The 22,449-nt window shown below is 45.3% G+C and carries 23 protein-coding genes; 10 read left to right on the top strand and 13 right to left on the bottom strand.

The annotated features are described in order from the left end of the window. Position 1: 1 nt before the first annotated feature. Complete coding sequence (locus DOM22_RS13795) at positions 2 to 2,335, bottom strand: Smr/MutS family protein (RefSeq protein WP_142700942.1); 2,334 nt, start codon at positions 2,333 to 2,335, stop codon at positions 2 to 4. Beyond that, a complete protein-coding gene (gene lnt, locus DOM22_RS13790; protein WP_246845647.1) occupies positions 2,313 to 3,926 on the bottom strand; it encodes an apolipoprotein N-acyltransferase in 1,614 nt (537 codons plus the stop codon). The genes DOM22_RS13795 and lnt overlap by 23 nt, the downstream gene beginning before the upstream one ends. Positions 3,927 to 3,959: 33 nt before the next feature. On the opposite strand from lnt, the gene DOM22_RS13785 reads away from it, so the two are divergent. Next, positions 3,960 to 4,811 carry a hypothetical protein gene (locus DOM22_RS13785; protein ID WP_142700940.1) on the top strand — a complete coding sequence of 284 codons (852 nt, stop codon included), beginning with the start codon at positions 3,960 to 3,962 and terminating at the stop codon, positions 4,809 to 4,811. 33 nt (positions 4,812 to 4,844) lie between these two features. Here DOM22_RS13785 and DOM22_RS13780 read toward each other — a convergent pair whose 3' ends face one another. The 4 genes from DOM22_RS13780 to DOM22_RS13770 all read right to left on the bottom strand — a co-directional run bounded on the left by DOM22_RS13780 (position 4,845) and on the right by DOM22_RS13770 (position 9,106). After that, a complete protein-coding gene (locus DOM22_RS13780; RefSeq protein ID WP_168196658.1) occupies positions 4,845 to 5,498 on the bottom strand; it encodes a UDP-N-acetylglucosamine acyltransferase in 654 nt (217 codons plus the stop codon). Next, the gene (locus DOM22_RS19940; protein WP_168196657.1) at positions 5,470 to 6,942 is read right to left on the bottom strand and encodes a hypothetical protein; all 1,473 of its coding nucleotides are present in this window, start codon (positions 6,940 to 6,942) and stop codon (positions 5,470 to 5,472) included. Before DOM22_RS19940 ends, DOM22_RS13780 begins: the two co-directional genes overlap by 29 nt. Beyond that, positions 6,939 to 7,670 carry a glycosyltransferase family 2 protein gene (locus DOM22_RS13775; RefSeq protein WP_142700938.1) on the bottom strand — a complete coding sequence of 244 codons (732 nt, stop codon included), beginning with the start codon at positions 7,668 to 7,670 and terminating at the stop codon, positions 6,939 to 6,941. Before DOM22_RS13775 ends, DOM22_RS19940 begins: the two co-directional genes overlap by 4 nt. Positions 7,671 to 7,738: 68 nt before the next feature. Continuing rightward, positions 7,739 to 9,106, bottom strand: a complete 1,368-nt coding sequence (locus DOM22_RS13770) for a S8 family peptidase (protein ID WP_142700937.1) — start codon at positions 9,104 to 9,106, stop codon at positions 7,739 to 7,741. A 116-nt stretch (positions 9,107 to 9,222) separates the two neighbouring features. Between DOM22_RS13770 and DOM22_RS13765 the strand changes: the two genes are divergently transcribed. Next, entirely contained in the window at positions 9,223 to 9,732 is a 510-nt protein-coding gene (locus DOM22_RS13765; RefSeq protein ID WP_142700936.1) for a hypothetical protein, read from the top strand. Positions 9,733 to 9,741: 9 nt separating this feature from the next. Here DOM22_RS13765 and DOM22_RS13760 read toward each other — a convergent pair whose 3' ends face one another. The 4 genes from DOM22_RS13760 to clpS form a co-directional block, all read right to left on the bottom strand. Continuing rightward, complete coding sequence (locus DOM22_RS13760) at positions 9,742 to 11,829, bottom strand: lytic transglycosylase domain-containing protein (protein ID WP_142700935.1); 2,088 nt, start codon at positions 11,827 to 11,829, stop codon at positions 9,742 to 9,744. 48 nt (positions 11,830 to 11,877) lie between these two features. Continuing rightward, positions 11,878 to 12,777, bottom strand: a complete 900-nt coding sequence (htpX, locus tag DOM22_RS13755; RefSeq protein WP_142700934.1) for a protease HtpX — start codon at positions 12,775 to 12,777, stop codon at positions 11,878 to 11,880. 99 nt (positions 12,778 to 12,876) lie between these two features. After that, on the bottom strand, positions 12,877 to 15,207 hold the full coding sequence (clpA, locus tag DOM22_RS13750; RefSeq protein ID WP_142700933.1) for an ATP-dependent Clp protease ATP-binding subunit ClpA: 2,331 nt from the start codon (positions 15,205 to 15,207) through the stop codon (positions 12,877 to 12,879). Then, a complete protein-coding gene (clpS, locus tag DOM22_RS13745; protein WP_142700932.1) occupies positions 15,204 to 15,548 on the bottom strand; it encodes an ATP-dependent Clp protease adapter ClpS in 345 nt (114 codons plus the stop codon). The genes clpA and clpS overlap by 4 nt, the downstream gene beginning before the upstream one ends. Before the next feature lie 261 nt (positions 15,549 to 15,809). Here clpS and DOM22_RS20205 point away from each other — a divergent pair, with 261 nt between their 5' ends. The 3 genes from DOM22_RS20205 to dnaJ all read left to right on the top strand — a co-directional run bounded on the left by DOM22_RS20205 (position 15,810) and on the right by dnaJ (position 18,352). Continuing rightward, positions 15,810 to 16,376, top strand: coding sequence for a type IV pilin protein (locus DOM22_RS20205; protein ID WP_142700931.1), 567 nt, complete (start codon positions 15,810 to 15,812; stop codon positions 16,374 to 16,376). A 9-nt stretch (positions 16,377 to 16,385) separates the two neighbouring features. Further along, a complete protein-coding gene (locus DOM22_RS13735) occupies positions 16,386 to 17,090 on the top strand; it encodes a lipopolysaccharide assembly protein LapB (protein ID WP_246845645.1) in 705 nt (234 codons plus the stop codon). A gap of 155 nt (positions 17,091 to 17,245) precedes the next feature. Next, a complete protein-coding gene (dnaJ, locus tag DOM22_RS13730; RefSeq protein WP_142700930.1) occupies positions 17,246 to 18,352 on the top strand; it encodes a molecular chaperone DnaJ in 1,107 nt (368 codons plus the stop codon). A gap of 40 nt (positions 18,353 to 18,392) precedes the next feature. Here the strand turns inward: dnaJ and DOM22_RS13725 are convergent, their stop codons facing one another. Continuing rightward, positions 18,393 to 18,731 carry a hypothetical protein gene (locus DOM22_RS13725; protein WP_142700929.1) on the bottom strand — a complete coding sequence of 113 codons (339 nt, stop codon included), beginning with the start codon at positions 18,729 to 18,731 and terminating at the stop codon, positions 18,393 to 18,395. 189 nt (positions 18,732 to 18,920) lie between these two features. Between DOM22_RS13725 and DOM22_RS13720 the strand changes: the two genes are divergently transcribed. Continuing rightward, a complete protein-coding gene (locus DOM22_RS13720; protein ID WP_142700928.1) occupies positions 18,921 to 19,133 on the top strand; it encodes a hypothetical protein in 213 nt (70 codons plus the stop codon). Between the two features lie 107 nt (positions 19,134 to 19,240). On the opposite strand, the gene DOM22_RS13715 is transcribed toward DOM22_RS13720, so the two are convergent. Continuing rightward, the gene (locus tag DOM22_RS13715) at positions 19,241 to 19,480 is read right to left on the bottom strand and encodes a hypothetical protein (protein ID WP_142700927.1); all 240 of its coding nucleotides are present in this window, start codon (positions 19,478 to 19,480) and stop codon (positions 19,241 to 19,243) included. Between the two features lie 128 nt (positions 19,481 to 19,608). Between DOM22_RS13715 and DOM22_RS13710 the strand changes: the two genes are divergently transcribed. Next, positions 19,609 to 20,058, top strand: a complete 450-nt coding sequence (locus DOM22_RS13710) for an LEA type 2 family protein (RefSeq protein ID WP_168196656.1) — start codon at positions 19,609 to 19,611, stop codon at positions 20,056 to 20,058. A 105-nt stretch (positions 20,059 to 20,163) separates the two neighbouring features. Next, positions 20,164 to 20,886, top strand: coding sequence for a hypothetical protein (locus DOM22_RS13705; RefSeq protein ID WP_142700925.1), 723 nt, complete (start codon positions 20,164 to 20,166; stop codon positions 20,884 to 20,886). A 2-nt stretch (positions 20,887 to 20,888) separates the two neighbouring features. Here DOM22_RS13705 and DOM22_RS13700 read toward each other — a convergent pair whose 3' ends face one another. Beyond that, positions 20,889 to 21,251 (bottom strand): zinc ribbon domain-containing protein YjdM, encoded by a 363-nt coding sequence (locus tag DOM22_RS13700; RefSeq protein WP_142700924.1) that lies wholly within the window; start codon positions 21,249 to 21,251, stop codon positions 20,889 to 20,891. Positions 21,252 to 21,382: 131 nt separating this feature from the next. On the opposite strand from DOM22_RS13700, the gene DOM22_RS13695 reads away from it, so the two are divergent. Further along, a complete protein-coding gene (locus DOM22_RS13695) occupies positions 21,383 to 21,844 on the top strand; it encodes a hypothetical protein (RefSeq protein ID WP_142700923.1) in 462 nt (153 codons plus the stop codon). A gap of 194 nt (positions 21,845 to 22,038) precedes the next feature. Then, entirely contained in the window at positions 22,039 to 22,446 is a 408-nt protein-coding gene (locus DOM22_RS13690; protein WP_142700922.1) for a group II truncated hemoglobin, read from the top strand. The last annotated feature ends 3 nt before the right edge of the window (positions 22,447 to 22,449 follow it).

The raw sequence follows: 22,449 nt of genomic DNA, 5'->3' as shown, positions 1-22,449 counted from the left end.
ATTAAGATTCACCGATTTCTGCCCAAGTGATACCATCGCCCCCATTTTCCGGTGAGCCTGCTTTCCACTTTTTGACATAAACGGAGCGGGACAAGTAAGTACGTACCGCTTTTTTTAATGCTTCAGTGCCATGACCATGAATGATCTTTAAACGATCTTCGCGGGTGGTAGCTGCTTTATCCAGAGCCACCTCAAGTTCTTGCAACGCTTCTTCCACAGTTTTCCCTCGTAAATCCAGGGTGCGATCGTCATCCGCCATAGATACGGAGAATCCGCTGGATCCTTTGCGTACCAATTGCGAAGTAGGGTTTTGAGGCTTGCCGGGCAGACGTAGATTTTGCCAATTCACCTGCAAACGCACGGAACCGGATAAAATCATCAAGTCACCTTTATTGTTCGGCGCACTTTGTACGATACCGTCTTGATTCAACGTCGGAACAAAAACTTTTGAGCCCGGTGGGAATTTTTTTGCAAATTCCTCTGCCGTCTGCGGAGCTCCGGCTTGAATGATCGGTTTCGCCTTTACGATTTCAGGAAGCTGATACTTGATTTCTTGCAGAGCTGCATGACGTTTGAATGTTTCCGCCACCTTCGCCTGAGCAATAGCTTCTTCAACTTTGCGTTCTGCCTTTTTAACAGTGCGCTGAAGCCATTCGTCTTTGTCTTTGTTGAACTGACTAAGCAGGCCTTCGTACTTGTTCTTGGTTTCAACGGCTTTTTTGGTTTCTTTGCGTAAATGTTCCTGAAGAATCGCGATATCGCTTTTCAGTTGCTCGATTTGTTCCAAGCCTTCTAGGCGGGCACGAGTGGCAGGAGCTAATACGTCCATCGCTCTTTGAACAATTGATTGTGCAACGCCCACGCGTTTTGCGGTTTGAATTGCCAGAGAATCCCCTGGAATACCTGCCAAGAATCCATAAGTCGGGCGGCCCGTTTTTGGATCGTACTCCATGCTTCCGTTAAGGACGCGACTTTCCTCATCCCAACCGGCTTTTAATGGGCCTAAGTGAGAAGTAATAACTGCGAACACGTTATTGGCCGAGAATTCTTCAATGAAGGCCCGGGCAAGAGCACTTCCTTCTTCCGGATCAGTGGATCCGCAGATCTCGTCAATCAGAATCAGGTTTTGGTGGCCCTTGACGGAAGCTGCTTTTCCTAAAATTTTTAAATGCGCTGCGAATGTTGAAAGCTCCTCGTCAACACTTTGACTGTCACCGATGCCGATCAAAACATCTTTAAAGAATGGAATGCGTGAAGTTTCACTCGCACAAATCGGAAGTCCACAGCGAGCCATTTGGGCGGCAAGGCCAATGGACTTCAGAAGCACAGTTTTACCGCCGGCATTGGGGCCGCTTAAAAGCAGAATGCTTTTTTTGCCATCAAAAAGAACTGTGTTAGAGACAACGTTTTTTCCACTCAATTGCAAAAGAGGATGGCGAACTTCGATCAGTTCCATCGTGTCAGTGGAAAACTCAATCGGGTGACCATTGATTTGATTTGTGAACTGCGCTTGCGAGAAGCGGATGTCACCTTCTTCCATCAAAACGCGGGTGCTTTCAATGTCAGTCGATTGAGAGGATAGATAGTGAGACAGTTCGGTTAGAAGTCTTTCGATCTCATCTTCAATCTCGGCTTCCACTTGGCGTAAGCGATTGTTGGTCGGAATAACTTTTTCGGGCTCAACGAAAACCGTTTGCTTACTTTGGGAGGATCCATGGATCACTCCCGGAAGTTTGCTTTGCATTCCCGCGCGAACCGGAAGAACCCAGCGGCCATCACGAGTTGTAACGAATTTATCTTGGATCACGGTTTCCATCTGGTGATCTTTCACCAGACGATCTAAGGTGCTTTGCACTTCACGTGCGAGACGCTCTTTTTCTTTAAAAAGATTATAAAGTTTTTCACTCGCATCGGATCGAATCTCTCCGCCGGGTGTCAGGATCTGGTCGATCGCTGAAAGCGGTTCTTCCGCATCCATCAAACTATCATGAATCTTTTTAGCCCACGTGTTTTCCACAGGAGCCAATGCTTCTTTCAAAGCCAAGGCTTCCATGCAGAAGTTTCGCACGTCTTTGATTTCTAAAGTTTTTAGAACGGCCTTCTTTTTTAAACGCGCGATCCATGCCGAGTACAAATCCAAACTTTGCATGTAAGGGCGAACGCCCTGATTTAAAACTTCTGTCGCATCGGCAATTTCTTGAAAGCTCACGTAAGCTTCTTCAGCGGAGTTGAGCGGTTTCATGTCAGAAACGGCTTCGCGTCCCACTTCGCTTGTGGCGTGTGATTTAATTTTCTCTAAAATTTCTGTCCAATCAAGGACGGCGAGATCTTGCATGAAGGACTCCAGTTAGAACAATGCCGAATAGCGCGAACAAAAGAACGATCCAATCCAAGTGGCCCCATTTCACATAGGCCGTCAGCGGAGCATCTTTCAGATATTTTACAGTAAACTGCCCCGACCATTCTTCATGAATAGGAGAAGTTTGTTGAAGGTCACCGTTGGCCCAAATCACCGTGCTGATTCCCGTGTTGGTGGAGCGAATCAAGGGGCGACGGGTCTCGATCGCTCGAGCCAAAGTCATATACATGTGTTGCTTGGGTTCAAAAGTCTTTCCGAACCAAGAATCGTTAGTCACGTTGACCAGGATGTCAGAATTTTCTTCTGCCAGGCCGCGGGAGAATTTTGCATCCAATCCTTCGTAACAAATTTGACCACCCAAATGAATGCTTTCAGTTGTGCGATTCCACGCAAGGGCCCGTGGGCCGCTGCCTCGGCCGAAGTTTGAAATGAACGGAAGCCATTTTAATAAAATCGGAAACTTTTCGCTGAAAGGCAGGTATTCCCCAAAAGCTAAAAGATTTGTTTTCAAGTAAGGTGCATCCAGGTTGTTACCTTTGGCATCTATCAGGAATAAAGCATTGAATGTCGCTTCGTCGCGGTGAGGATCTAAAACGGGACTGCGCGAATAAGCACCCGCGAGGATCGGGCGATCAAGGCCCGTCATTGCACTCGCAAGAATTTGTGTGTGCTTACGGGCTAACAGTCGTTGATCCAAATAATCCGGGAACGCGGTTTCGGGCCATACGAAAAGATCCGTGTCTGGAAATTTCGCAAACGCTTCCATCGTCATCGACGTGAACTTACGGGTGATGAATTCCTGAGCACCACGGCCTTGCTCGGCCTGAATTTTTTCCGAATTGCCAATGTTGGCTTGGATCAGAGTTGTTTTGAACTCGCGATCAAAGTGATCCCATGGAGCTTTGTGAAAACTGCCGCCAGCGACCAGCAAAACCAAAATCAGCACCAATGCCACCGTTTGCACGAGGCCTTGGCGTTTTTGACGGAAGCTTATCCAGATCGACGCCACCCAGGCGTTGGCTAGCAGAATCAGAGCGGAAAGTCCCGCAAAGCCAATCACATCGGCCCATTGGTAAGCCGGGATCTGGGCGCCGATCAAAGTGTACCCTAAGTGCCAATCAAAGATGACCGGCCAAATGCGCTCGAGTAAGGCATGTAGCAAGGCAATCGAGAATAATGCTTGGGTTCTGGAAAATTGGAATTTTCGTTGTAACCAAACTCCCGCCACTGCTGCTGCGGGAATGTAGAGATGCATGAAAGCACAAAAAAGCAGCAATGCCGAATAGGAAATAATCCAAGGCATAGCTCCGAATTCGTGTGCAGTGTAGGCAATCCAGTGAAAACCAATGGCAGAAAGCACAAATTGCGTCAGCCATCCACTCCAGAAGGTGCGTTTCAGAGAGAGTGAATTGTTGTCGGTGACAGAAATCCAGAGGGGAACATAGCAGAAAAGCAAAGCCCAAGGAGGAAAGGGAATGTAGCTTGTTCCAACCAAAATTCCCGAGAGTAATGCCCAACGTAAATCGAAGGCTTTATGCTTGAATAATTGAACGGCTTTCTTCATCATGGTATTAGTAACACAAAGAGTGAGTGAGTCCACGTGAAATTGAAAGTTCGATGCCCATCATGCGCTAAGTTGTACGAAGTTGCGAGTGAAGATATTCACACGGAGACTCCGGTATTTCAGTGCATCTCTTGCGACAATCGTTTCGGTTTCGACTATCCACCCATCGATGCCAGCAACGTGCTGACGTTTATGGTGGAAACTCCGGGGAAAGATCAGTCCAACGCACAGCAAAACCAAAGAGTGACAGCAGAAGAGTTGCTGGCTTCCTTCAAGGAAGAAACGGTGAGTGCTGTCGTTGAACCCACGGCAGAGCAGGTGCAAAGCCAGGAAATGAAATCCTGTCCAAAATGTGGCGCTTTGAACGGTCGTCGTGCGCAGGAGTGCTACTCTTGTCACGTGCTGTTTGAGCGTTTGGAAGGTCTTCCTCAAGATTCTAGTTTGCGTGCCCAGCCAAGTTTGGTGCGCAAATGGAAAAACGTTTTAGAAAATTTCGAAGACATGAATCTTCATGAGTCCTTCATCAAAAGTTGTGGGGAGCTTGATGCTTTCCGTTTTGCGATGATGAAGTACGAAGAGATCAAAGCCGCTCAAGGTGGTGATGCTCTTTGTGATCAGATGATCGCGCGTATCAACAGCATGATGATGGTGGGGATCTCGCAAAAGTCGACGATGAAAGTTGAAAACCCGGCTCACGCCGATCGTCCAAAGTGGATGAAGTGGGTTTACATCGGTCCGTTTGCTTTAAGTGGTCTTTTGATTCTGTGGGGAATGTTAAGCCTTGGACACCGCAATCTTGTCGGTGTGGGCGTGGCCCTATCGTGTATGGCGGTCGGCCTGATCGTAATGATCCGCGGTCGACTCTCGCTTTCTGATTTCATGGATTAAAAACAAAAAAGGCAGTCTTTGGACTGCCTTTTTTTATTTCTTCGGTGCCGACAGGGCGGCGTGGAATTCTCTATGGAATCTCTCGATATCTTTTATATTTAGATTGTTTTTCTTAATCGCATGTTGATTCTCTTTTAAGAATCGAGCTGGATTACCCACGTAAGTCTTTGTTGGTTCGATCAGGCTTTTTTTCGTAATCACAGTTCCCATGCCGATCATACTGTAGTGTCCGACAAAACTATATTGGTGAATTGATACATTGAGCCCGATATTAGCGCCTTCAAAAATAGTGCAGTGGCCGCCCATGGCAGCATTCCCCGAAAGTGTAACGTTATCTCCAACGATACAATCGTGAGCAACATAACTGGCGTGCAGCAAGCTGACGTTGTTACCGATGATAGTATTTCTAATCGTTCCGGAATTCACGGTGGCGTATTCGCGAATAATACAGTTATCGCCGACTTCAACAGACTTGAACGTTCCGTGCCAAAAATCTTTGTGTTCAGGAGGAGTTCCGATAGAGCAGTGAGCCTCAAGTCTATTGTTGTTCCCAATAATAACGTCTTTGCCAATAATGCAAAATGGCCCAATAAAATTACCCTCACCTAGCACAGCGCTTTCGTCGATGATTGCAGTCGGATGAATTTGATTGGCGTGTTTAACGTTTCTGAGGCTTGAAATAGACAAATTGTGCTCCCTCATAAAGTTTCTCAAAATACTGACTTTTTGCAAAGAAGCTAGCTTGGTTCTTTGGGGATGCGAGGCAAAAGTCTGGATCCAAGTTAGTTCTTTGGATCTCTGTTTCAAGCTTTTTGACCCAAACGGATAGATTTTCATTTAGGAGGTCCTGTATAAGCATTCCCTGGGAGCCGTTAATTCCTCCGTTGTAAAAGTTATTTAGCCATGATGATTTCAGGTTGAGAGAGTAGATATCAAAGCTCGTGAGAACTCCATTGAATGCAGCCAAAGAGAGAAAGCTGTTTTTATCTTGTGCGGGAATTTTGTAAGTAGTTCTATCTATGCATTTTCCAGCAAGATTTTTTTGAATTTCGATAGAAGCATTTTTTGCTCGTAAATAATCTAGGTTTTGAAAATTTCCGGAATTGGAGACAAAGGGCTGGATATCATAGTGTGAAGAAGATACTTCGTAAACTAGAGCGAATGCGATGGCAGCGAGGACGAGTTTTCTTAAAAATGTAAGTCGAATTGGAACTGTTAGTAAAAGGTATGGCAGCAGTAAATACGAAAAGCCGGTTAGCTTTACAGCATAGTAGCTCGGATTTGAAAATTTCATGGTCCCTAGATATAGGCTGAGAGAATAAACGGCGAAAGCACCGGCTAGAATCGCGGCGTTACGATTCCAATTCCATATTCCTGAAATGAAAAAAATTATGAACGCTAAGGTTGTAAAGTAGACAGAAGCTGAAGTCAGAGTGGGGCCACTGAGGTTTGCTCTTTTAAATGGTACGACTGCCAAGATTAGGAGAATTCCAAATAAGATCGGTCTGAACGAACGACATCTTTTGGAAAACAAAGCGACAGGGATGAACCAAAGCAAAAAGTCGGGGTAGCAGAATATGGCGAACGAAATTAAAACCAATGCAGATCTTCTTTTTTGTAGTGTGAACAGATAGACGGCCAATGAAATTAGAGCATGAGAGAAAAGTTGTGAGTAATAGGCTGCATCGACTGCTGTGAGAAAATATTTTATGAAAAGGAGGACGGTTAATATGCTTAGCGCGAATGGAATCAAGATGTCTTTGCGATTAATATTGTCTATTGCGATAAATAGAAAGATCAAAAGTATTGTTAGGAGGCTTAAATCCATTATTAGCCCGTAGGCGCCGGGAAGCGGGATGCCCATGAATTCCAAAAACTTGGCGGTAATGTGAAATCCGAGGAGCCCGTGGTAGATAGGTAAGTACTTAGAGACCGAGTGAAGGGATTCGGTCTTGTCTGAAAGTGATGGGAATAAATCTAAATTATCGATGTGCGCGTTGATATTAAGGTGAACGCTATAGTCGCCGCCAGTGGTTGAAACACCGGATGTCGAGCCCAAGTAACGAGACGGAAATATAATTGCGAAAATAATCAAGCTGCCCAGTATCAGGCAATACTTCAGCTTTTTCATTTTTTCAGTTTTAGCCGTAAGAGAATTAGTGGTTTCGCCATTGACCACCAATCGATGATGGGACGTATTTTACTTTGTCGATCTTTTGCAAGGTGAGAATATTTAATCGTTACCGGCACTTCGATGATGCGCAATCCGGGGGTATTGCAAGCCCAGTAGTGAATATAGTATTCCATCTCGTAACGCGAAAGCCAGGGTTGGTGAATGTCACATGAGCCATCAAACAGAAAACTGATTTTGTAACATCTGAAGCCGCATGTAATATCCGAAAATTTGCGCCAGAGGAGTGAAGTGCAGATCGCAGAAAAAACAGGAATAGATAGTTTACGAAAATGAGTCAGGCCAGGAGAACTACCGCCGGCAATAAATCTACTTCCGGTTACATAATCTGCTGTACCATCGATAATTGGTTTTACCAGATGGGGAATTTCTTTCGCCACCATTTTTCCATTTGATGACATTATAAGAACAGCTTCGTATCCATTGTCTCTGGCGAAAACGATTCCACTCCGAATGGCAGAGCCTACGCCTTCATTCTTTTCGTGTTTCAATACCTTAAAACCCAAACTTTTAGCGATAAGTGGGGATGAATCTGATGAGCCATCGTCAACAACTACTGTATCAGTTTGCGACCAATACGATTGAATTGTCGTCAGAAATGAACCAATTTCTTGTGCTTGGTTGTAGTTCACTACCACCAATAAAATAGAACTCTGCGATAAATTCATAATAGAATTATTGCAGATTTGCTAAAAGTTCTCTATTGCCAATTGGTAGAGAGACTAAGGTCGAGTTGTTAGAAGTTTTCCCCGTCATTTGTTTTGGTACCGACACGACTTGGTTTTGGTTTATTCCCAATTGCATTAAGAAGGGAGCGACCAAAGCGGCTGACGTCGTTTACTGCAGCCCCTGCTGGAGCTTCGTTAGGATCACCACCCATTTTTTGCATGCTATCCACGTTGACCGTGACCACTCCTGAAGCTGATACACCTTGATCCAGAATTGTTAGAGCCTTGTAGAGGTTTAACTGACGGGATGTACGAGTTTTAGATGCCAACTGTGTTTGTGCATCGCCGGTTGCCAGGATATATTTTTTAACTTCAACGGCAGTTGAAGCGCCTTGTTTGTTTGCCATCACTAGGACAGCAGCGCCAGTTACGAAGGCTGTGGCCTGAGAGGTACCGGTCATGTAACCGTAGGAGTTCCCTGGTAAGCAAGACAAGATGTTTTGTCCTGGAGCTGCGATATCCACAGTCTCAACACCATAGTTCGAAGAATTCAGAACTTGAACGGATGGGTCGTAAGCCGTTACCGAGATGATATTGCTAAGCTTATAATCTGCAGGGTAGTAGTGATGTTGGTCAGAGTTTGAGCGCTCATTGCCAGCCGCTGCGACAAAGAGTATGCCGGCTTTTTCCGCTTCTTGAACGGCATCATGCTCTTCTTGAGAAAACTCCGTACCACCGCCAGAGTAATTGATGATCTTAGCGCCCATTTTTACGGCGTACTTGATCGCTGCCACTGTGTTTTTCAAGTTATCAGTATTGGGTACTTTTGGATCATAGTACTTTAATACCATGATGCTCACTTCTGGAGCGATCCCCGTGATACCTTTACCATTACCGGCTTCAGCACCAATGATCCCTGCGATATGAGTTCCATGGCCGTGATTGTCGTCGAGCTTGTTGTTGTTAGAAACAAAGTTCCACCCATGAACGTCATCGACAAAGCCATTGCCGTCGTCATCGATGCCATTGGTGGCTTTGTTGCGGCCTTGAGCGTCTTTGCCAGTTTCTCCAGGATTTAACCAAAGATTTTTATCCAAGTCTTCGTGGTGTTCATCGATGCCGGTGTCGATGACTGCGACTACGATATCTTTACTTCCACGAGTCACAGACCAAGCGCGAGCAGCATCAGATTTTTTTAAACCCCAAGCTTGGCTGATTGCGGGATCATTGAATAAGGCACTGGGTTCATCTTCGACTTTATCTGTTTGCGAAGTGATTTTAGAGGTCTCAAAAAGGCGACCCTCTTTGTTGAATTTACTGGAGCTTTGGGAGCGCGACGGGGAGGATGTATCTGAGAAATATAAGTATGCACCCAGACCGCCAAAGAAGATCACGCCGACAGCACCTGATGCTAACAACCACTTGCGAGAAAACATGAAGATTCCCCTTTCTCCATTGGGCTTATCGGCAGAATCCAGTCGAGGTGTAGTAGAAAGCGCCGCCTCAAAGTGAGACAATTAAAGGTGAGTCCAGCTCGACCGATGAGGTGAATATGAAATACTCATTATTGTTGATGCTTTGTGGTTTTATGGGTGCCTGCTCTTACCAGCCCGGTGGCGGCAGTGGTTCGGCTGACTTTGGCAGCTTAAGCAGTGACGTGACTTACCACGATCGTCAGGATGGTCTAGTCACTTTAAACGGTCAGTCCTTATCTATATATAACAAGATATTTCTGAAAGCTGATGGCAGCCAGTTCACTTTTCAATCCGTGCAGATCGTAAACGGCGTGCCTACGCTGTGTGAAATGACGGGGACTTGGGAAGCTGAAGCCGGCGATGAAACTTCATCTCAAGAAAATGAACTTGTTGCAATTGTGACGGGCGGAACGGTTTCACCTAAAACAGTTCGATTTCCTCTGCGCCAATTGGATTCGACGACATTGCGTTTGCAATTAACTTCAGGGGATTCTACGGTTACGGATTTGACGAATCAAGATATCGCTCCGATCGAAGTGCCTGATGTGAGTTCAGCAGGAACTTCGACGGATTGCGATTGGCCTTAAATATTAAGTCTACTTTTTTAGACTTAGTAGCTCTTCAGGAAACTTCACAGCTGTTTGACTGTGAAGTAAGCGATCATAAAACACGTAATTTCTCATAGTTAGTTTGATATAAGCTCGAGTCTCCTCGTAAGGAACCTCTTCAATAAATTCAACAGAATCGTCCCGGTAGCGAGTTTTTAACCAACCTCGTATAGCGGAGTCATTGGCATTATAACCGGAAACCGCCAGAATATATTGATTATTGTACTTCTTCATCAAAGTCTTAAGTTCAAATGCCCCAAGCGGAATATTGATCTCGGGCTTGTAAAGATCCAAAGCTTCTTTATATTCCAACTTGTAAGTTGCAGCTAAATTTTTAGATACACTTGGCAGTAACTGCATCAAACCAAAAGCATCAACCGGGCTGCGAGCTTCAGGATTGAATGCTGATTCCTGACGAATGATCGCATAGATAAACTCTTGCGGGATGCCGCTTTTTTGAGAGGCACCAGCTACGATTTCGCGATAGGGTTGAGGGAACAATAAGTCTGGATGATCATTAAGCAAGCGGTCTTTAACTTCCGGTTGCAAAGAACCTAAAGTTGAAAACAGAGGCAAGTAAAGACCTGCACGGGCATAGGCTGAAAACATCGTCAGCCAAGTTTTTTCAGAAGTAATGCCGGCTTTTTTAAGATCATCGGACGCTTGATTTAAAGCTTTTTCAGCAAATGGCTTTTCGTTAACCGCGATCAACCATTCAATCTGCAAGCGAAGGCGGCCTTGAAGTTCATCTAATCCCAAAATGCTGGCACTTGCAGATTCTTGTGCGTTGCCTTTGATGGCAGGGTATTCGCGATTGAGTTCGCGGTAAGCCATCATCCCGTAATAGCCCAATGGATCTTCTTTAATAAGGCTTTCAAGTTCTGCTGTGGATTCGGTAGCTTTGTTGGAATTTTTTAAAGCCCGGCCCAACCAAAACTTAGCGCGCATTTTATCAGAGGGGTCTTTAACGGTGTCACGCATCTGCTGCAGACTTGTTGCGGCCTCTTCAAAGCGTTGCAGTTTATAATAGTTCCAGGATTTCAACCATGCCAGTTTGTCGCGAAGTCCCGCTTGGCTGATAGGTTGTTTATAACTTTCTTCATAGAATTCCAAAGCCTTTTCAAAATGACCTTTTTCCTCTTCGATACGTCCTTGGATAAAGTAGACTTCATCCATCGGATAAATGCCGCGAAGCTGACGATTGGCTTCGGTCAAAGTTTTTACTGCCATCGATGTTTGATCTTCGGTCCATAATGTTCGGGCAAGTAGGACCAGGGCATCGTGATAGCGGGCCAAAGCTCTGCGATCTTTTTTATTCTCGCGATATTGCTTTTTCGTAGTATTCACAAGTTCAGAAGTCGCATTGATGTATTCTTGGCGACGTTGCGCAACCTTGTAAGTCATGCGGACGTTTTTGGTCGCCTGGAACTTGTCGTCAGTTGATGCTTCTTTGGAAGACAGAATCTTTTTATACACTCCCAGGGCTTCATCGAAATCGCGATTAAACCTAAAATCCATGGCCACAGCACTTAACTCTTTAAACGGAGGTGCCGGGTTTAGGCGGGGAGAAGTTTTGTATAGCTGGGATTGAACTTCAGCCACGTATTCTTGTGACGCAAGTTTCTTGGCGGCTGCCAAGGCTTTTTGAAGATAATCTTCTTTTTTCTTTTTGTTGCTTTCAACGCTGGCATTTGCCAAGTAAGCATCCAGATCATCTTTCAGATCCGGTGTCTCCAAAGATTCTTTAAGTTTGATATCTGCGAATAAATCCGCATACCAAGGATTGATACTCTCCGGAAGCGTATTTAATTTTTCATCAACCGGGCAGACTTCATAGGCGCGAAGCAAAGCCAAATCCTTGATCGGAAATTCCTGATGATTTGAAAGCTCTTTATAATTTGCGCAGGAAATTTTCGGCGCAGAAGTTTTCTTTTCTGCCGCCTCAAGATACAGGCGAACCCATTCAGGGTTGTCTTGCGGTATCAATCTTTTTTCAAGGCGTGTGTCTTGGCGCGAGGTGGTCGCGCAACCCATAAGAACTGAAAGAAATGAGAGGGCAATAAATAAACGAGGCATGAAATAAGCTTAAGCCCGTTCATGCCTCGTAAGCAAAGAAATTGAAAATTACAGACGACCGCCGCGTTGAAGCACTTCGATACGAACTTCAAGCGGTGGGTGAGTCATCATAAGTCCAGCCAAGCCGCCTTTATCGCGGTTGGAGATCATCAGCGTCGCTGTTTGACCTTCCTCTGGTGGAATTGGCAGATCATACACTGTGCGCAATTTTTCAAGGGCTGCAATCATATTCTCGCGTGACGAAAATTTCGCCCCGCCGGCATCTGCGCGGAATTCTCTTTTACGAGAGAAGTAGTTTACAACAAATGATCCCAGCAACGTAAAGGCGATGTCACCAATGATAACAACGGCAAAGTGAACAATGCCACGTAGTTTTTCATCGACGTTTGAAGCGACGATGTTCGCCAAAATACGAGAGAAGAACATAGCGAACGCATTCACGATACCTTGGATCAAGGTCATAGTAACCATGTCGCCGTTCGCGATATGTGCCACTTCGTGAGCTAGAACGCCTTCAAGTTCTTTTTCATTCATTCTTTGCAAAAGACCTGTAGAAACCGCCACCAAAGAGTTGGATTTAGAAGGACCGGTTGCAAAGGCGTTGATATCTGCTGATTCATAAATACCAACTTCAGGCATTTTTGGAAGCTGTGCGCGACGAGCGATATCATGAACTGTGTTTACCAAGTGACGAAGTTGTGGATTTTGGTTGTTGGGTTCAATGATTTGAACGCCATGAAACATCTTTGCCATCCATTTGGACATCATCAAAGATATAAAAGCCCCACCCATACCCCAGACAGCACAGAAAACCATCATGTAGGGGATGTAGTTGTTCAGTTTGTTCAGCCCGAATACGCTGCTGATAATAGACCAGACGATCCCGATGGTAACCATCACCATCAAGTTGGTCAGAATGAATAAACCGATACGTTTAAAAAAAGACATTTTTTAACTCCTTTAAGAGACACCTTAATTTTGATATCTCTCCAGGGATTGTCAATATGCGCACCTCTTCAAATCTGTTAAGAAGAGGTGCTAAAGCGACTACGTTGTAACTGGCTGTTTTTGATTTTTTTGACCCTGTCCACCATTGGGTGTGGTGCTAAATTGGAACCGCAAAATGTCCTTGTCGAGCTCCACATTGACACGTCCACCATCCATTAAGCGGCCGAAAAGAAGTTCATCAACCAAAGCTTTTTTCAGATGTTCGTCGACTGTTCTTGCCAGAGGCCGAGCACCATAAACTTTGTCGAAACCTTTTTTCATCAACCATTTGATCACATCTTGAGTGACATTCATTTCCACTTTTTTCTGTAGAAGAACCATTTTCAGTTCATCCACAAATTTCTGAGTGATTTTTAGAACCATTTCGTCAGAAAGATCACGGAAAGAAACCACCGCATCCAGGCGATTGATGAACTCAGGGGCAAAAGTCTTTTTAATTGCATCCATCGAAAGAAGGCTGCGATTTTCTTCAACTAAGCCTATGGTTCCACGCGCTGTTTCTGCAGCACCGGCATTGGATGTCATTACGATGATGGCGTTCTTAAAGTCAGCAACACGGCCATTGCTGTCAGTCAGGCGCCCGGCGTCCATCACTTGCAGCAAGATATTGTTGATGTCTGGATGAGCTTTTTCGATCTCATCAAGCAAAAGAACGCAGTAGGGGTGTTTGCTCACGGCTTCCGTAAGTAAACCACCTTCTTCGTATCCCACGTATCCCGGAGGTGCGCCCACCAAGCGAGAGACCGCATGTTTTTCCATGTACTCACTCATATCAAAGCGTTCAAAATGAACCCCCATGATCTGGGCAAGCTGACGACAGACTTCGGTTTTACCAACGCCAGTAGGGCCGGTGAAAAGGAAGCTGCCGATAGGTTTGTTCGGACGACCCAATCCGCTGCGAGCAAACTTAATGCTGGCAACTAAGCGGTCGATGGCGTCGTCTTGACCAAAGATAAGGGCTTTGATTTTTTTATCCAAATCACGCAATTGAGTTTTCTCAGTGGAAGAAATCGTCGCAATCGGAAGCCCCGTCATTTTAGCGATTGTTTCTTCGATCTCACCCGTATCAATGCTGATCTCTTGAGTGGTGTTATCTTTCAAGCGGAAGTGAGCTCCGGCTTCGTCCAAAACGTCGATCGCTTTGTCGGGGAGGAGTTTTCCGTGAATATGTTTTTGGGATAGCTCAACAGCCGCTCGTAAGGCTGCATCTGAATACTTCACATGATGGAAGTCTTCGTAAGATTTACGAAGGCCCGTCAGGATGCGAATGCAATCTTCGTTCGTAGGCTCGTTGATGTCGATTTTTTGAAAACGACGGTTCAGGGCGCGATCTTTTTCAAAATACTGACGGTACTCTTGATGGGTCGTCGAACCAATGCAACTGATCTCGCCATTCGCAAGGGCGGGTTTCAATAGATTGGATGCATCCATTGAGCCACCGCTGGTGGCGCCGGCTCCAACAATCGTATGAATTTCATCAATAAAAAGAATCGTATGAGGACGTTTGGCGATTTCTTTTACAACCGCTTTTAGGCGACCTTCAAAATCTCCTCTGAACTTAGTACCAGCCAGCAACCCACCAAGGTCCAAAGAATAGATCACTGCAGATTTCAATTTTTCTGGAACTTCTCCGGCCACTATCTTTTGAGCCAGACCTTCGGCAACGGCAGTTTTACCGACTCCCGGTTCGCCGATTAGCAGGGGATTGTTTTTAGTGCGACGGCAAAGAACTTGGACCGCGCGTTCGATCACATCTTCGCGACCAATAAGGGGATCTAATTTTCCCGCTTTTGCTTTTTCATTCAAGTTTACACAGAAGCTCTCAAGGGGAGAGCCGCGGCCTTCCTCGAATGATTCTTGATTGTATTCCGATGAGCGAGGAGCCGCCGATGGAGGAACATCATGGTCTTTTCCATCTTTTGTGATGCCGTGAGAAACATAATTAATGATATCGAATTGAGTTAGCCCCTGGCGAGCGAGGGCGAAAGTCGCATGACTGTCTTGTTCATAGAACAAAGATATCAAAAGACTGCCTTCGCTGATTTGATTACGACCCGCGCTTTTCATTTGAATAGCAGCTCGTTGAATCAAACGGTGGCAGGCTAGAGTAAACTCTGGATTCCAGGAATCAAATCCACCGTACGAACCTAGTTGTTCATCCGTAATTTGTGGGATACCCACTTTTAAATGTTCGCGTAGATCCTGGCGAAGGCGTTGCACGTTGACCGCACAAGCTTCCAGAATTTCCACCATGACTGGGGACTCTGAAAGAACCAACAGGATGTGTTCAAGGGTTACGAACTCGTGGCGATTGCGTTTTGCGAGTTCTGTGGCTTCAGCTAACTTGCGTTCAAGCTCGCGGCTCATCATGGTTCCTCCTCCAGTGTGCTCTTAAGGGGATTCTGATTAAGTTGGGCGAATTGATTTACTTGCATCACTTTCATCTCAGCTATTTCTAGACTATAGACTCCTGCGACACCAGCGCCTTTCTTATGTACATCTAACATGATTTTCGTCGCTTCTTCCTCTGATTTTGCGAAGAACCGACGCAATACAAGAACGACAAAGTCCATAGGAGTGTAGTCGTCGTTCAGTAGAATCACTTTATACATCTTCGGAGTGTCTAGTTTTGGGACGAGCTGGACCCCAGCTTCTCCCTCCGGAGATGAATATGGATAGTTCCCGTTTTTATTTCCGTTATCATTTGCCATATGGATCTATTCTACCTCTTGTCTCAGAATGGGCACGATTTTGATGATGGCAAGTCCAGGGGAGAATAAAAAGCTAGAGCAAAGTCTCGTCTCATTTTCGCTCACAACTCATGGTGTATCAGAAAACAAAATTCCGTTTCCATGAAGTCACTTTGGTTAAGAGGACTTGATTTCAAGGTTCAGCTTTGACACACTTATGTCGATAAGCAATAGGTCAGTTAAAACGTTTCATAAAAATAAAAAGACTAATGGAGGTCTTAAGTGAAAAGAACTACTAGAACGTCCCAAGCGGGCTTCTCGCTCGTAGAGTTGATGGTCGTTGTGGCGATCATCGGTGTGTTGGCTGCGATCGCAGTACCAGCAGTTAACAAATACATCGCGAAAGCGCGTCAAACAGAAGCAAAAACGAACTTGGCTTCGTTGTATACTTCCGAAAAAGCATTCTATGCTGAGTATACTTCTTACGATCCTCGTTTCGGAGCTATCGGTTACTCTCCTGAAGGTCAATTACGCTACAACGTAGGCTTTGAAAGTAACGTGGCTGTTGCTACTGCTGCAAACGGTTTCAACACTCCTGCAGCAAGTATTGCGGCATTCTCCAAGACACAAACATATTGTGGTGCTAACGGTGCAATGACTCGTGGATGTACGATGCTAAATGGTGCAAATGGTTCTGCGGTTACAGCAACTTTGCCAAGTACTTCGTTAACTCAGACAGCGTTCACTGCAGCAGCTCTTGCTCGTATTCACTCAACAGCTACTGTTGATGATACTTGGACAATGGACGATTCTAAAAGAATGGTTAATACAGTTAACGGTATTCCATAGGACTTAGATTTGACGGCATTCAATAGTTTTTCGATTAAACTATCAAAGATCCCGAGCATTTTGCTTGGGATTTTTGCATTAATGCTTATAGTTGTTTCACAAAATAGTAAATTTTCTTCCAGTCATGTCTCGAAAGCTAAATTTATTGCGCCTCCGCCTGCTATAGAACGCTTCGCTTTTGGGTTTCAAGAAATCATCGCCGATATGATGTGGATACGAGCAATTCAAGATATGGATTATTGCGATACCCTAGCCGGCACCGTTAGTGGCGTATCAATTTGCGTAAGTAATTCCTGGCTTTACAAAATGATCGATGCCATTACAAACTTATCTCCCAGTTTTAGGGCGCCGTATGCTGTAGGTTCTTTGGCTCTGACAATCTTGATTACTGATGTAGACGGCGCGACGAAGATTTTCGAAAAAGCCGTTTCAAAATTTCCGACCGATTGGCCGATTCTTTATCGCGCGGCATATCATTATATGTATGAGGTTAAAGATAACAAGCGCGCTGCAGATTTATTGATAGAGGCAGCGAAGCATGGAGCTCCTGCTTGGACACGATCGTTGGCAGGGCGCCTGTACTCGGATTCTGGCAACCTTGATCTTGCAGAAAACTTATTGAAAGATATGCGAGAGAGTAATCAGGATGAGAGTTTGGTTAAAAGGCTTGAAGATAAAATCAAGAGCATGAAAACCAAAAAAATGGATAAATAGGGTATAGCGGCAGATTTAAGCCGTTATCTCTCTTCAAAAAAGTCAATATGTGGCTATAAAGTTCATTTATTTTCACAAGGCGTTTGACGAATCCCGATGAATCACCATATTTTTAATCATTAAAAATTGCGCGTAATGTTAATGGTGGAACCCGCATGGCTCGAAGAGACTTTTACGAAATTCTAGGCGTTGAAAAAGGCGCTGATCAAGACACTATCAAAAAAGCTTATCGCAAGATGGCGATGCAGTACCATCCTGATAAAAATCCCGGCAATAAAGAAGCTGAGGAAAAGTTTAAAGAAGCAGCTGGCGCATACGAGGTTTTGAGCGATACACAAAAACGCGCTCAGTACGATCGTTTCGGTCACGATGCTTTTACCAGCCGTGGCGGTGGTGGCGGTGGCTTCCAGGATGCAGAAGACATCTTCTCGCACTTTGGGGACATCTTTGGAGACTTGTTTGGTGGCGGGGGCGGACCTCGTCAACAACGCCGCAATCGTAACGAGCCACGTCGTGGTTCAGATCTTCGCTATGTCACAGAGATTCAACTTAAAGACGTGATCTCGGGCCTTGAAAAGGAAATCGAATTCGATACCGACGAAAACTGCAAAACATGCAATGGCTCTGGTGCTGAAAAAGGGTCCCATCCGGAAACCTGCCACACTTGTGGTGGTTCTGGTCAAGTTGTGCGTTCTCAGGGATTCTTTGCGATGGCTTCCACTTGTCCAACTTGTCATGGGCAAGGGACTGTGGTGAAAAATCCATGTAAGCCATGTAAAGGTAAAGGCCGCACATCAGTTCATAAGAAGATTCGCCTGAACATTCCTCCTGGTGTCGACACAGGCACGCGTCTTCGTGTCGCAACTGAGGGTGAGGGCGGATACATGGGTGGACAGCCTGGTGACCTTTACGTTGAGATTCGCGTGAAACCTCATAGCAAGTTCGAACGTCGGGGAGATGATCTGATCGGTGATCTTTCCGTACCATATGTGCAAATGTTGTTGGGTGGTGAAGTCGAAGTTCCAACAGTCACTGGTAAAGCGACTGTGGAAATTCCTCGTGGTTGTGAAAACGGCGACAACGTAAAACTTTCGGGTGAGGGTTTGCCATCACTCAGAGGAAACCGTCGCGGTGACATTTACTATCATGTGAGTGTTGAATTTCCGGATAAACTGACTAAAGAAGAAGAAAAACATCTGCGCGAAATCGCCAAAGAAAACGGCTTAAAAGTCAGCGCGGCTGGGAAAAAACTTTTCGGGTAAAACTTAAAACGGTTCTTGCGGATACATCTCTCCGCAAGAATCAATGCTTTTCTTTCGAAGGAGATTTCATCTCCTTCAAGTCTCCATAAACATCTTCAAAGTGTGGCACCACGCGGCCGCCGTCGGATTCGAAGCGAATTTCGGCGCGGCGGATTTCGTCGACGGCATGGAACTGTTGATCTTCTTCGGCGAGGGCGGCTTCGAAGCGGGATTCCGCGTCTTCATGCTCCAGATGATATTTATCGGCGAGTAAATCAATCACCGCATGTTCGTCGCCTTGAGTGGCATCTAATTCCTCGTCGGAAATTTCATCCCAGCGACGGTGGACCATGGCTTTGACAACTTCCCAGTTCTCGTTTGCAAAAGGTGTGGTTTGCATAGGTCACCCCCTGTTTCCAATTTTACTCCAATTGATCGCTTAATCGTTTTGTTTTTACTCACAATCTAAATAAAAATTATTCTTATTCTTCTGGGCGAAGACAGAGAACTGCTCGCACCTTCGTCTTGAAAAATACTCCACTGACGAAAAATAGGCCTATGATGAAATCACATCGGAACGGAGGCATTTATGGCAACCCGTGACACAAACTCAAAACAACAATCAAGTTCGAGTAGCAATCGCGGTGCAAGCAGCACACGAGACAGCTCCTTTAACGTTGATAAAAAAGCAGGAACTAGCAGTCGAGATGTCAACTCAGGCTCTAGTTCACGCAAAGGTACTTCCAATCTGAGCTCTTCTAGAAAATCTGGGAGCAGTATGATGGAAGACGAAGAAGAGTAGTATAAATTTTCGAAACTGCGCCGTTCGCTTCTGAATAGAAGATAAAAGCAGTTTCGCCGAGAGGGCTAATTCCAGAATTTTAGGACTTGCGCCCTCTCGGAGCATTTTTAATAGGCTGATTTCTTATCGTCTTTCGCTTTTTCTTCTTTGCTGGCAAATGGCTTTTTAGCTTTCTTATTTGTCGGAGCAGGTCCTACACGGTTTTTACCAATTTCCGAATCCATCTTTTTTTGTGATTGATCCATCGGCTCAACTTGATCTGGCTTCACTTCATTTTTATCTTCATGGTGGTCCGCAAATGCAAAAATAGGACTGCAAAACATAATCAACACCAATAAATACTTCATAAATTCCTCCCGGGTTCATTTTGTCTCAGTTAACCCACTGAGCAAAGAAGATGAGGTAGGATGTTGTTGTTTTACAGCTGACAGTGCCTGCGATCATTGCGATGATAAACCCGGTCACGGAGATTTGTATGAAACATATTGCAGTTATTATTCTGATGATATTTTTAGGCGGTTGCAGCTATCTGCAAAATCGATATGCGCAAAAACCCGAGATCGATCTGGCGGAGATTCACTTTCAGGATACAACAGCTCTTTCGACAACAATGGTTTTCGTATTGAGTGTTAAAAATCCCAATAAAATTGACCTGAATGTCGAGGAGATGACTTACGAAATTCAGCTCGACGGAAAAGAATTCGCGAAAGCGCGCTCCGACAAGAAAACAAAAATTCCAGCAGGTGAAACAGCCAAGGTGGAAGTACCTCTGCCAGTGAACTTTTTAAAAGCCATCGGCGGAATCACGAAAGTTCTGGGCGGCGAGGACGTGGGCTATCAAATCGAGGGGAGTGCCAAGGTCTCAGGTTTCACCATTCCCTTTAATGAAAAAGGCCAATTCAACATGAGCGGCCTTAAGAAATAACGTTCCTGCACTGGCAACTGTTCAAAGTCTCGACACTCGAGGTTTAATTACAAGGTGTACTCAGTGTAAAGTGAGCCTGACTCCGAGGAGTGATATAGAAGGGCGATGATGGCTTTTTCTGTGCTTTTGCTCAGCTTATGTATTCTTGTGGCCCCGGTCCTTTCCTGGGCGGGCGCAAAAGACATACGTCCTTGTATGACCGAACATATTCGTGAAGCCATGGCCTTGAATAAAGAGCGCAAACCTTTGTATATGAAGCTCTCTCAAGGCAAGTCGAAACCTGTTTCAGATAAATTGATTTGGCTCGAGCGCAAGCTGATGGTGGCTGTTCCCTTTGCTGATGCTTGGGCAGCTCCTTATCAGGCGGTGGGTATTCCAATCATCTGTCAGGATCTGATCGAGATGTCTAAAACGCCGAAGTTTCAATCTAGAAATTCGGAAGGCATCGATTCTTTGCATAACTATCGCAAGCCTAATATCACAGCGATTAAATCTCACTTGTTGGAGCTCTTTAAAGCCAAAGCCTATATGTCACTTGCCGAATATGCAGATAGCCAGATCAAGGATCTAGAGCAGGCGCCCCGTTATAACTGCATGGTCCGACATATTCTGGAATCTATTCGTCGCATGGCTGCTTTGACGCCCGTTCACGAGCGAAAAGCACTAGCGAAAAACATGCTCTCGACCGAGATGCTTTCGCGCACAGTTTTAAGAACTCACATTATACTTTTAAAGGATTTTGCAGAGATCGACGAGCTCGCGGCGCCTTTGCAGGCGAACGCGTTGCCGATTCTTTGTCAGGATGTTCCGTATATTCCTTGGCCTTAGCTTTAAGCTTTTTTGACGAATTCAGACTTTAAATTCATCGCGCCAAAGCCATCGATTTTGCAAGCGATGTCGTGACCGTCACCGCCGTCTTGTAAACGGATGTTCTTAACTTTCGTTCCCACTTTAACGACGGACGAAGATCCTTTGATCTTAAGATCTTTTACTACGACAACAGTGTCGCCATCCTGAAGGATGTTTCCGTTGGCGTCTTTGTAAACCTTAATACCAGATTCCTCAGAGTCAGCAGCACCCGCGGAAGCTGCATGAGCGCTCCACTCGTGTGCGCACTCTGGGCAAACCCAAAGGTTGCCATCTTCATAAATATTTTCCGAACCACATTGAGGACATTTGTTTTCGCTGCTCATGAAAAACAATGTGAAACATAATGCCTTGATATTCAACACTTAATTCTTTCACCATTGTAAATTTGGCGCGTCGATCGGCCCTTGCGATTTCACAGTCACGTCGCTAGCTTCATAAACAAAGGAGATTTAGTATGAAGTCTATTCTGGTTTTACTAGCGACATTAGGAGCATCCCTTAATGTTCAGGCAGGTTCTATCGTTTTGGAAACGAACAATCACTTGTATCCGATCCCAGCTCGCGGGACCAGCTGCACGGCTATGAATGCCGGTCGTGAACACGATCTATCGGCTCCTCATGTGAGTATTTCTGAGTTGTACGTAACCAATAATACGGACCAAAATTTCTATCCCACTCGCCTGACTTTTAGAACCGGGGATACGGGATATACTTGCACATATACCGGCCAAGTTCTGCGCGATTTGGGGTTGGATGAAAATATCCTCCCGGGGCAGAGAGCTCAGACATTCTGCAATATGAAATGTGGCGCCGTTCCGTTTGGGCAAATGGCTAAAGATGGATATTTGACTGTTTATGGGCACACCAGCGATGGACAGGTAGTAAGCGCCACAGCCGAAATCCAAGTAATGAACTAAAAATATTGGCGTACTCTGCGTTGCTACGTCGTCGGCGTACGGTGTACGCCTTCCTCCTGGCGCCTTGATTACGCCAATATTTTCAAGCTATCCCATTTCTGGGCGATGTTGGCGAATGAATATTTTCAAGATTGTTGCGTCCATTCTTATAAAATAGTAGGGTTCACCGCGACTTACTTGAAGTGCGGTGGATTATGTCTCAGGAAAAAATGATGTATGAATTGATTGGCGGGGAGCCGGTGGTAAGAAAGATTTGCCAGCGCTTTTACGAGATCATGGATACGATGCCGGAAGTGAAGGCGATTCGTGATATGCATCCTGAAAACCTTCGCGGCTCTGAAGAAAAACTTTTTATGTTTTTATCGGGATGGTTGGGCGGGCCTAGTTTGTTCCAGGAACGTTTTGGTCACCCTCGTTTGCGCATGCGCCACTTTCCTTTTGCTATCGGAAAATCTGAACGTGATCAATGGATGCTTTGCATGGTTCATGCGTTTGAAGATGTGGGGATTGAGGAGCCCATGAGAAGTGATCTTTTGCATTCCCTTTTGAATCTGGCTGATCATATGAGAAATCAGCCAGAACCTGGTGCCAAAGAAGAATAGGCT

This window comes from Bdellovibrio sp. ZAP7 (assembly GCF_006874645.1).
Classification (GTDB): Bacteria; Bdellovibrionota; Bdellovibrionia; order Bdellovibrionales; family Bdellovibrionaceae; genus Bdellovibrio.
The sequence above is the reverse complement of the archived record's forward strand: the minus strand, read 5'-3'. Positions and strand labels throughout refer to the sequence as shown.